This is a genomic window from Pseudomonas sp. NPDC089743 (assembly GCF_044748785.1).
GTDB classification, from domain to species: Bacteria; Pseudomonadota; Gammaproteobacteria; order Pseudomonadales; family Pseudomonadaceae; genus Aquipseudomonas; species Aquipseudomonas putida_X.
This window is the reverse complement of the sequence record NZ_JBIVGS010000014.1, coordinates 113,717-123,494: the sequence shown is the minus strand read 5'-3', so window position 1 is coordinate 123,494 and position 9,778 is coordinate 113,717. Positions and strand designations below refer to the sequence as shown.

10 protein-coding genes are annotated in these 9,778 nt (G+C 63.4%); 1 reads left to right on the top strand and 9 read right to left on the bottom strand.

Going from position 1 to position 9,778, the window contains the following annotated elements:
• Window positions 1–233 precede the first annotated feature (233 nt).
• The 5 genes from moaE to ACIPZC_RS21010 all read right to left on the bottom strand — a co-directional run bounded on the left by moaE (window position 234) and on the right by ACIPZC_RS21010 (window position 4,297).
• Window positions 234–680 (bottom strand): molybdopterin synthase catalytic subunit MoaE, encoded by a 447-nt coding sequence (gene moaE / locus ACIPZC_RS21030; protein WP_400629303.1) that lies wholly within the window; start codon window positions 678–680, stop codon window positions 234–236.
• Between the two features lie 2 nt (window positions 681–682).
• A complete protein-coding gene (gene moaD / locus ACIPZC_RS21025; RefSeq protein WP_241806631.1) occupies window positions 683–928 on the bottom strand; it encodes a molybdopterin converting factor subunit 1 in 246 nt (81 codons plus the stop codon).
• Window positions 928–1,398: a cyclic pyranopterin monophosphate synthase MoaC gene (moaC, locus tag ACIPZC_RS21020; protein WP_241806630.1), complete on the bottom strand. Its 471-nt coding sequence runs from the start codon at window positions 1,396–1,398 to the stop codon at window positions 928–930. Before moaC ends, moaD begins: the two co-directional genes overlap by 1 nt.
• 95 nt (window positions 1,399–1,493) lie before the next feature.
• The gene (locus tag ACIPZC_RS21015; protein ID WP_241806629.1) at window positions 1,494–2,888 is read right to left on the bottom strand and encodes a PhoH family protein; all 1,395 of its coding nucleotides are present in this window, start codon (window positions 2,886–2,888) and stop codon (window positions 1,494–1,496) included.
• A 281-nt stretch (window positions 2,889–3,169) separates the two neighbouring features.
• A complete protein-coding gene (locus ACIPZC_RS21010; protein ID WP_400629300.1) occupies window positions 3,170–4,297 on the bottom strand; it encodes a polysaccharide deacetylase family protein in 1,128 nt (375 codons plus the stop codon).
• A gap of 136 nt (window positions 4,298–4,433) precedes the next feature.
• Between ACIPZC_RS21010 and yaaA the strand changes: the two genes are divergently transcribed.
• Window positions 4,434–5,213, top strand: coding sequence for a peroxide stress protein YaaA (gene yaaA, locus ACIPZC_RS21005; RefSeq protein ID WP_241806627.1), 780 nt, complete (start codon window positions 4,434–4,436; stop codon window positions 5,211–5,213).
• Between the two features lie 70 nt (window positions 5,214–5,283).
• On the opposite strand, the gene ACIPZC_RS21000 is transcribed toward yaaA, so the two are convergent.
• From ACIPZC_RS21000 to ACIPZC_RS20985, 4 genes are read right to left on the bottom strand one after another with little or no spacing between them, the layout of a single operon-like run.
• Entirely contained in the window at window positions 5,284–6,501 is a 1,218-nt protein-coding gene (locus tag ACIPZC_RS21000) for an efflux RND transporter periplasmic adaptor subunit (protein WP_400629298.1), read from the bottom strand.
• Complete coding sequence (locus ACIPZC_RS20995) at window positions 6,494–7,957, bottom strand: TolC family protein (protein ID WP_400629296.1); 1,464 nt, start codon at window positions 7,955–7,957, stop codon at window positions 6,494–6,496. Before ACIPZC_RS20995 ends, ACIPZC_RS21000 begins: the two co-directional genes overlap by 8 nt.
• On the bottom strand, window positions 7,950–9,134 hold the full coding sequence (locus ACIPZC_RS20990) for an ABC transporter permease (protein WP_400629294.1): 1,185 nt from the start codon (window positions 9,132–9,134) through the stop codon (window positions 7,950–7,952). Before ACIPZC_RS20990 ends, ACIPZC_RS20995 begins: the two co-directional genes overlap by 8 nt.
• Window positions 9,112–9,777, bottom strand: coding sequence for an ABC transporter ATP-binding protein (locus tag ACIPZC_RS20985; RefSeq protein ID WP_400629292.1), 666 nt, complete (start codon window positions 9,775–9,777; stop codon window positions 9,112–9,114). The genes ACIPZC_RS20990 and ACIPZC_RS20985 overlap by 23 nt, the downstream gene beginning before the upstream one ends.
• Window position 9,778 lies beyond the last annotated feature (1 nt).

Below are 9,778 nucleotides of genomic sequence, written 5' to 3'. Positions count from 1 at the left end.
GCTCGCACGTGTGGCATTCGCCCTGATGAGAAATCAGGACGAATACGTCACCAAAGGCGGGAAAATGGCTTGCTGATAACCATAGAATCTCCCACCACGACCGCGCAGCTCTTCAGGTCTGCGCTTTACCTGTGGAAGCAATGGTCTTGCTCAACTTCTAAACGTTGGCGCAATCCAAGTGGGAGTCGGCTTGCCGGCGATCCGGGGCAAAGCCCCGGCCAATCGATCAGGCCTTACCAGCGCCCCGCTGCATCCTGATCACTTTGCCGGCCTTCGACCCACCGCGGCCCCTCCTGGGTATTTTCCTTCTTCCAGAACGGCGCACGGGTCTTCAGGTAATCCATGATGAAATTGCAGGCATCGAAGGCCGCCTGCCGATGGGCACTGGCCACACCGACGAACACGATCGGCTCCCCAGGCTCCAGCGCACCGATGCGATGCAGCACTTCAACCTTCAGCAACGGCCAGCGCTGCTCGGCCTCGACCACGATCTTCGCCAACGCCTTCTCGGTCATGCCAGGGTAATGCTCCAGGAACATCCCAGCCACGTCCCGGCCATCATTGAAATCGCGCACGTAACCGACGAACCCGACCACCGCGCCCACGCCGACATTGGCGGCATGCATGGCATTGACCTCAGCCCCGGGGTCGAACGCACTGTCCTGCACTCGCACAGCCATGCTCAGCCTCCGGTCACCGGTGGGAAGAACGCCACCTCATCGCCCGCTTCCAGCGGCTCATCGAGCTTGCACAGCTCCTCGTTGCGCGCGCACATCAGGTTTTGCTCGGCCAGGACCTGGTACTGCCCACCCTTGGCCACCAAGGCTTGGCGTACATCGTCGAGCACCTTGAAGTCACCTTCAAGGCGCTCGGCATCCACCCCGAGCAATTCGCGGTAACGGGCGAAATACATCACTTTGATGTTCATCACGCATCCGCCTTGTAGTGGCCGCTCTTACCGCCGAGCTTCTCCAGCAAGCGCACCTGCTCGATCACCATGCCCTTGTCCACCGCCTTGCACATATCGTAGATCGTCAGTGCGGCAACGCTGGCCGCGGTCAGCGCTTCCATTTCCACGCCGGTCTGCCCGGCCAGCTTGCAGCGTGCGAGGATACGCACCGCATCCACGCCCTCGGCGCTCAGCTCGACCTTGACGCTGGTGAGCATCAGCGGGTGGCACAGCGGGATCAGGTCGCTGGTCTTCTTCGCTGCCTGAATGCCGGCGATACGCGCCACGGCGAACACATCGCCCTTGGGATGCTCACCCTCGACGATCATCTGCAAGGTCTGCGGCAACATCCGCACGCGCGCCTCAGCGGTGGCCTCGCGCTCGGTCACGGCCTTTTCAGTGACGTCGACCATGTTGGCCCGCCCCTGGGAATCAAGATGTGTCAGCACTGCTCTGCTCCTGTGAAGGGAACACAGAGTGTAAACCTGTGGGTCAGGTTTGAGCAGTGGAAAAAACCGGGCGGCGCACCGCCCGGTTCGAGAGGCTACAGATGCGACTCGGCGTACTCGGCCAGCACCGAGCGCGGTACACCTTGCAGGGTGATGTGCACACCGTGGGGGAAGTCCTTGAAACGCTCGGTCAGGTAGGTCAGCCCCGAACTGGTCGCGGACAGGTAGGGGGTGTCGATCTGCGCCAGGTTGCCCAGGCAGACCACCTTGGAACCGGAACCGGCACGGGTGATGATGGTTTTCATCTGGTGCGGCGTCAGGTTCTGGCACTCGTCGATCAGGATCAGGCTCTGCTGGAAGCTGCGACCCCGGATGTAGTTCAGTGATTTGAACTGCAGGGGGACCCGCTCGAGGATGTATTCGACACTGCCGTGGGTGCTTTCATCATCCATGTGCAACGCTTCGAGGTTGTCGGTGATCGCGCCCAGCCAAGGCTCCATCTTCTCGGCTTCGGTGCCCGGCAAAAAGCCGATTTCCTGGTCCAGCCCCTGCACGCTGCGGGTGGCGATAATCCGGCGGTAACGCTTGCTGACCATGGTCTGCTCGATGGCCGCCGCCAACGCCAGGATGGTTTTGCCAGAGCCGGCGGCGCCGGTCAGGTTGACCAGGTGGATATCCGGGTCGAGCAGCGCGAACAGCGCCAGGCTTTGATGGATATCCCGCGGCTTGAGGCCCCAGGCCTCCTGGTGCAACAGTGGCTCCTGGTGCAAGTCGAGCAGCAACAGCTCATCGTTGCGGATGCCCTTGATCCAACCCACGAACCCCTGCTCATCGATGATGAACTCGTTGACATGCACCGCCGGCAGGTTGTCGATCAGTTGCACGCGATGCCAGGTTCGTCCCCGCTCCTGACGGGTATCGACCTTGCTGACACGGTCCCAGAACGAACCGGTGACCGAGTGGTAGCCCTTGGAAAGTAGCGAAACGTCATCGACCAGCTGGTCGGTACTGTAGTCTTCGGCCGCGATGCCACAGGCCCGCGCCTTGAGGCGCATGTTGATGTCTTTGGTGACCAGCACCACGTCCAGGTCGGCACGTTTGGCCCGTAGTTCCAGCAACTGGTTGATGATGATGTTGTCGTTGAGGTTCTCCGGCAGCAGCCGGTTGGGTTCGCTGCGGGGGCTCATCAGGATCGATAGAAAGCCCTTTGGCCCGCCCTTGCCACGTTGGATCGGCACGCCCTGCTCGACATCGTTGGGCGATGCGTCACCGAGGGTCTGGTCGATCAGGCGGATGGCCTGGCGACATTCGGCGGCGATGGTGTGTTTCCCGGTCTTGAGCTTGTCGAGTTCCTCCAGCACCGTCATCGGCAGGGCGACGTGGTGCTCCTCGAAGTTGAGAAGTGCGTTGGGGTCGTGAATCAGGACGTTGGTATCGAGCACATAGAGGATTGGCTTGCTGGAGGAAGGGTTGCGTCCTTGGTCATCCATACTCGGTCACCTTATGTCGAAGCCACACGGCGCGGTCTGCTGCGCCGCAGAGTGACTGCCGTTCTTCCCGTATCCGCGTCGCTACGGGCGGGAAGTGAACCTGGCAAGGTGGGCTTGGATGACGCCACCTGTGCTGCAGGAATCGGCTGTCTGGTTTCTTCATACCGCAAAAAGCATGACTAAAAAAAGCATTTTTACGCGTTGGTGAAGTTTATTTTTCCGAATGACGAACAGGACTTGGCGATGGCCCCATACGGGACTACAGTCAGAAGTCAGACCCGTTATTCCTGATCGCCGTATTCACGGCAATCCTCCCAGCCAATGCCGCTTTGCGCGGTATGTTCCAGTAACCATTGCACCGCCGGCTGCGCCTTGGGCAGGCTGTCATGGAACTGGATCACCCCTTTGCGCCACAGCAGCATCAAGGTCACCACCCGCTGGGCCGAGGCTTGGGCTGTCAACGGGCCGTCGTCCTGTGCGTCGATATCCCACAGCGACACCCGCAACTGCTGGCTGGCCATGAATGCCTCGCCATCGGCCCGGCGCTGACCATAGGGCGGGCGGAACAACGGCACGTACTGCTCAGGCAGGTCGGCCTGGATCCGCGCCTGGCTGCGCCTGAGCGAATCCTGCCAGCCGTTCCACTGGGCATGCGAGCGATACTCCCACCCCTGAAGCCCCACGCACTGGCCATCATAGAGCTGCCCCAGCGCATTGGCCGCTCCAGCGTCACGCCGCTGCTGCAGGCGGTTGCCCAACACAAAGAAGGTGCCCTGCATCTTCTGTTTGCGCAGGTAATCGGTCAGCGTGTCGGTCGTGCTGCCCTGGGGGCCGGGCCCACCCACGAAGGTCAGCAGGAACATGCGGTCGTTAAGCTCATCGCCGCTGCGCTCACGGTTGGACAGGCGTTCGACCTCGCTGGTGATCTGCGGCAACAGCGCCGCCTTGCGCAGTTGCTCATCCAGGTAGCGCACATGGAACTGATGGCTAGGCTCGACCCAGCCGGTATAGAAGGTGCCGACATCGGCGGCGAAGGTCGCAGCCTTCGTGCGCAAATCGGCCATGGACTCCACCAGGTAGCAGAACGAGGCATCCTGCTCGCAGCTGCGTTGGGCTTGCTGGTAGCCCTGCCACAGCCGCTGCCACATGCGCGCCCGCAGCGCCCGCACCTTCTGCAGGTTGATCTGCCGCAAACCCAGACGCGCGGCCAGCGCCTGGTCGTCGAGCAGCTCACTTTCGTGCAGCACTTGGGCAAACGACAGGATCTCGGCGCGCGACGCGACATCGAACAACGCTGGCGTGTCCAACTGTTCGGGCCACAGGCTGCGGTCCAGGCTGGCGGGGGGAATAGGGGCGGCGTGGGCGGCCAGGCTCAAGAGTGAGGCCAGCAAGACACCGGCAATGCGCACGATCGGTCTCTCCGTCACAGCGAAAGGCGCACTATAGCGCCTGCTCATCCGATGGTCTGTGACTATTGTCGCCATAGTTTGGCGTTCCCCTGCTTCAATCCGTAGAATCCCGGCAACGATTCCAGGAGCCGACCCGATGCTGACGGTGATTTCCCCCGCCAAGACCCTCGATTACGACACCCCTGCGGTGACCGAGCGTTTTACCCTGCCCCAGTACCTGGACGATTCCCAGGCGCTGATCGTGCAACTGCGTGAGCTGTCACCGGCACAGATCAGCGAGCTGATGCACCTGTCGGACAAACTCGCCGGCCTCAACGCCGCTCGCTTTGGCAGCTGGACGCCAGATTTCACGCCGGAAAACGCCAAGCAGGCCCTGCTGGCCTTCAAGGGCGATGTGTATACCGGGCTGGACGCCGAAACCCTGAGCGAAGACGACTTCACCTACGCCCAGCAGCACCTGCGCATGCTTTCCGGCCTGTACGGCCTGCTGCGTCCGCTCGACCTGATGCAGCCCTACCGCCTGGAAATGGGTACCAAGCTGGCCAATGCCCGTGGCAAGGACCTGTATGCCTTCTGGGGCACGCGTATCAGCCAATGGCTGAACCAGGCGCTGACCGAGCAGGGTGATGACCTGCTGTTGAACCTGGCCAGCAACGAGTATTTCAGCGCGGTGAAACGCAGCGCCCTCCAAGGCCGGGTAATCAATGTCGACTTCAAGGACCTGAAGAACGGCCAGTACAAGATCATCAGTTTCTACGCCAAAAAAGCGCGTGGCATGATGAGCCGCTTCGTGATCCAGGAGCGGGTCAACGACCCCCAGCAGCTCAAGCAGTTCGACGTACAGGGCTACTACTACAGCGCCGAACAGTCCAAACCTGATCACCTGGTGTTCTTGCGCGACCATCCGGCCGAGTGAGTGCCTGCACCACCGCCAGGCACCTGATCCCTGCAGCTGTGACCGATGAAGGGGCCGCACAGCGGCCCTTTTACGGCATGCGCACATAACCCGCCGACAGCCCCAGCACCTCGACCCCCTGCGCTACCGCCCTACCAGCGGTAACCGGCACCTTGCGCCCCTGCCGATCACCCCCAGCCCGGTAAACCACGTAAGCCTGCCCCGCCTCGTCCACCTGCAGCGCCTCTGCCGGTACCGCAATGCCCTGCTCCGATCTATGGGCGATCACGGTCAACTGCGCTGTCATCCCCAGGCGCAACAACGGTGTCGACGCGTCCCTCGGCGTCTGCAAGGCCACCTGCACGTCGTACCAGGCCCCCTGCCCTTCATCGTTCCTGGCCTGCAGGGCAATCCGGTGCACCTGCCCGGCAAGTGGCTGACCGGCGATGATGACCTCGACCTGCAGCCCTTCGCGCAGCCTGTTCAGGTCATGCTCCTGGACTGCGGCCAGCACCTGCAGCAGGTCAAGGTCAACCAGCGTCAGCAAGGGCGCGCCCTGGCTCACTCGCTGGCCGGGCTGCAGGTGCCGTGAGGCACCGCCACCTTGGTGGTCGGCTCGCACCACCAAGGCCGCGAAAGGCGCCCTGACCACCCTACGCTCACGCTGCGCCAGCAACGCCTGCCAGCGGGTATGGGTGTTAGCCAGCTCCATCTGTGCAATACGCAGCTCATCGCCTTGCCCGCGTTCGCGCACCAGGCCCAGCTCCTGTTCGGCATCTTGCAGCGCCTCGCGCTGAGCGGCTACCTGCTGCGCCAGGCTGTCGACCTCGACTCGGGCGACAATCCCCCGCTCGAACAGGCGCCGGGTGTCTGCCAGCGCAGCCTCGCTGGCTACCAGAGCCGCCCGGGCGCCAAACATCGCGCGGCGCGCTCGGGCCACCTGTGGCCCGCTTTCCCAACCCTGCAGCAGCCGCACGCTGGTCCGCGCCTTGAGCCACTCGGCCTCTGCCTGGCGTATCTGGATATCCAGTTGGCCGGTATCGAGCCTGAACAGTGGCTGGCCTGGAGCCACCCGTTGGCCTGGCTCCACCTGTACTTCGGCGAGCACGCCGTCGAATGGCGCAGCCTGGATCTGCTGGTGGACCGCCTGCACCCTGCCGACCAGGCCCAGTCGGCTTTCCAGGCACTGTGGCTCAACCCACAGCCATCGCGCCTCGATAACCTGCCCCTGGCTGGCAGGCCAGGCTTGCCACAGGAGCAACGCTGCCAGGCACGCCAGCAGCCACAGCAGCAACCGCCAGCTAATCATTGAGCGCCACCGCCCAGCTTTGCAGCGTGGTACCCAATATCCGGTCGAGTTCAGCCTGGCCATTGAGGTAGGCAATTCTGGCATCCAGTTCGACGCTCTGTGCATTGCGCAAATCGCTCTCGAAGCTGAGCACCTGGAAATTGCTCGAGCGCCCGACGGCAAGCTTTTCCTGCTCTATCTCCAGTTTGCGCTGCGATAGCGACAGCGCCCGTGCGGCAATTTCCAGCTGGCGCCAGCGCACCTGGGTATCGCGCACGGCGGTCAACACCTCGCGCTGGAGCTGCTGGTGCGCCTCAGCCAAGATGACCTGCTGACGTTCCACAGCCACGCGGGCACGTACTTCGGCCTGACGCCGGCTCAGGTCTCCAAGCGGTATTTGCAGCTCCAGCCCCACATAGTGCTCCCAGCTGACCTGGTTACCGGGGCGCTGGCGCGTCTGGCTGGCCCCGCCGACCAGCGACACATCCCACAACTGCTCATTGCGCGCCACCTGCAGATCGATCAACGCCTGCTCACCCGTGATCACTTGCATCAGATACGCAGGTTGCAGCGATTCGGCCCGGGTCAGAGCCTGCGCAGTATCGACCTGCAAGCGCTGGACGTGGCCCTTTTCCACTGCCCGCAAAGGGGTGGCAAGGTCCACTGCCAAGACCTGAGCCAACGCCAGCCGACTTGCGTGGAGCTGATTACGGCTGCTTTCGAGGGCCAACTCCTGCCCAGCCACCTCGGCGTCGGCCTGAACCTTGTCGAATGCAGCCATGCGCCCCGCCGCGATCAGCGCGTGGTTCACCTTCACCAGTTGCCGGGCCCGAGCCAGCCCCTGCTGGGCAATGTGCAACTGCTCCTGGGCTTGAAGCAGTTCGCGATACTGCAAGATAGTACGCGTGATCACTTCGGCCACGCGGTCTTTGAGCACCAAGCGGTTCAATTGCTCGGCCAGTAACGCCTGGCGTAGCGGTGCACTGGCCACCTCGCGCCCGGCACCGCGCAACAGCGGCTGAATCACCATCAGGTTGGCGCCATCGTGGTAGCGTGCGCCAGCCCTGTCGGTGCGTGTCTGGCCATACGCCCAATCCAGGCTCAGCCGTGTGCCGTAGGGCGTCAGCAGGCTTGCCGCCGGGGCGAGCTGGACCTCGCGGTAATGGTCATCACTGTTGCGATTGCCAAAGGTACGCGCCTTGAACGAGAGCTGTGGGGCATAGTGATCACGCGCCACGCGCAGGTCGAATTTCTGCGTGATGCGCTCAAGGTAAGCACTGCGGATGGCGCGGTTGTCCCGCAGGGCCAAGGCAACCGCATCGGCTAGCTCCAGCGATACCTCGGCCTCCCCGCTGGCCGCCCATGCAGTGGCCGACACCGCAAAGGCCTGGCCCGCACGGGACGGCTGCAGGGCATCTGCCGCCAGTACGGCTCCGCCCAGCAGCGCCAGGCACAGAAACACAGGCCACCTAGTCATCGCGCAATGCCAATACAGGTTGCAGATGTGCCGCAGCCAGCGCCGGTTGCAAGCCAAAGAACAGGCCGAGCGACAACGCGCTGCCCATGCCCAGCCCTATCGATGACGCATCCAGCGCATAGCGCCAGCCTGACAGCAAGGCAAAGCCCCAACTGGCGGCCAGTCCCACCAGCGTGCCGAGCAACGCTCCGCCCCCTGCCAGCAACAATGCTTCGAGCAGGAACAACCAGGCAATATCGCGGGTGCGTGCCCCCAGCGCCATGCGCACGCCGATCTCGCGACGGCGCTGCGCTACGCTCATCAGCATCACATTCATCACCCCAACCCCACCCAACAGCAATGCAATACCTGCAAAGCCGGCGAGCACCCACGTGAGCATCCGTGACTGGTTGGCCATCCCTTCGAGCAACTGCTGTGGCAGTTGCACATCGACCTCGTACCCAGGTAGTCGCGCAGCCAGATAATCAGTCAGCGTTCGTGCCGTGTCCGGCAACACGGCGATAGCATGGCCGCGTGCAAGCACCGTCCCCACTTCCGGCACAGCGCCCAGGCGACGCATGCCCGGCAATGGCATCAACAGCGCGTCGTCGACCTGTATTGGCAGCATCGGGTTGTAGCCCCGATGCGCAAGCACGCCAACCACCTCGAACAGGTAGCGGCCCGACTGCAGACGGTCGCCCACGCGTGCACCCAGTTGCCGGGCCAGCGTGGCCCCCAGCAACACGTGAGTGGTGTCATCGTCGTAGGCGGACAACAAGCGGCCCTGACTGGCTTGCAAGTCCAGTACTTGCGCCAGTTGCAGCGTGCTTGCACCGACCAGCGTCTCATGGCGCTTGCTTGCCAATTGCACTGTGGCCACAGAAACCAGCAAAGGCGCAGCCGCGCGAATGGACGCTGGCAATACAGACAGGTCCAGGGCCACCGGCGGAACAACTTCAGCAGGGCGTTGTAGGTTGGCGACCAGCAGATCACTGCCCATACCTCGACACAGCTGCCGAGCATGTTGCGTGGCGCTGTGGCCGATATTGAGCAAGGCCACCAGCGCCGCGCAGCCCACCGCGATGCCGATCAGCGTCAGCCAGGCACGGGGGCCTGCCTGCCGCAAGCTGGCCAACGCCTCGCTCAAACGCTGTGGCCACGAAGGGCCATAGGCCTCAGGCATCAAAGGCCCCGCCATGGCGCACCTCGATGCAACGCTCCATGCGCTGCGCCATGGCAGGGTCGTGGGTGACCATCAGCAAGGTCACACCGCGCTCACGATTGAGTGCCAGCAACAGCGCTGCAATACCCTCGGCCGTGGCGCCATCGAGATTACCGGTCGGCTCATCGGCCAGCAGCACCGCAGGCTCTGTCACCAGCGCCCGGGCGATAGCGACCCGTTGCCGCTGGCCGCCGGACAAGTCGGCAGGCAAGTGTTGCGCCCGCTCGCCAAGCCCGACCGCCTCCAGCTGCGCCCGCGCCGCCTGACGCGCGGCCGCTTGCCCGATACCGCGGTAGCTCAGCGGCAAAGCGACGTTGTCCAGCGCAGAAAGCCGCGGCAGCAGGTTGAAGCCCTGGAAGATGAAACCCAGCATGCGGTTGCGCAGGATTGCCCGTTGGTCTGCCGTGGTTGGCATCATGTCCTGGCCGGCGAGCATGATCCGACCGCAGCAAGGCTGGTCGAGCAGGCCGATCAGGTTGAGCAGGGTACTTTTGCCCGAACCGGAAGGCCCAATGATGGCGCAGGTCTGGCCGCGAGGGATGGTGAGTGAAAGGTTGTGCAGCACCGCTCGAGTGCCCAGTCGGCGGGTGATGCCCTGAAGGGTGATGATCGGGTTCATG

Excerpts from the sequence above, each read along its gene's own strand:
- moaE (WP_400629303.1), bottom strand. The coding sequence starts at position 680 with ATGGCTGTGCGAGTGCAGGACAGTGCGTTCGACCCCGGGGCTGAGGTC.
- moaD (WP_241806631.1), bottom strand. The coding sequence starts at position 928 with ATGAACATCAAAGTGATGTATTTCGCCCGTTACCGCGAATTGCTCGGG.
- ACIPZC_RS21015 (WP_241806629.1), bottom strand. The coding sequence starts at position 2,888 with ATGGATGACCAAGGACGCAACCCTTCCTCCAGCAAGCCAATCCTCTAT.
- yaaA (WP_241806627.1), top strand. The coding sequence starts at position 4,434 with ATGCTGACGGTGATTTCCCCCGCCAAGACCCTCGATTACGACACCCCT.
- ACIPZC_RS21000 (WP_400629298.1), bottom strand. The coding sequence starts at position 6,501 with ATGATTAGCTGGCGGTTGCTGCTGTGGCTGCTGGCGTGCCTGGCAGCG.
- ACIPZC_RS20995 (WP_400629296.1), bottom strand. The coding sequence starts at position 7,957 with ATGACTAGGTGGCCTGTGTTTCTGTGCCTGGCGCTGCTGGGCGGAGCC.
- ACIPZC_RS20990 (WP_400629294.1), bottom strand. The coding sequence starts at position 9,134 with ATGGCGGGGCCTTTGATGCCTGAGGCCTATGGCCCTTCGTGGCCACAG.
- ACIPZC_RS20985 (WP_400629292.1), bottom strand. The coding sequence starts at position 9,777 with ATGAACCCGATCATCACCCTTCAGGGCATCACCCGCCGACTGGGCACT.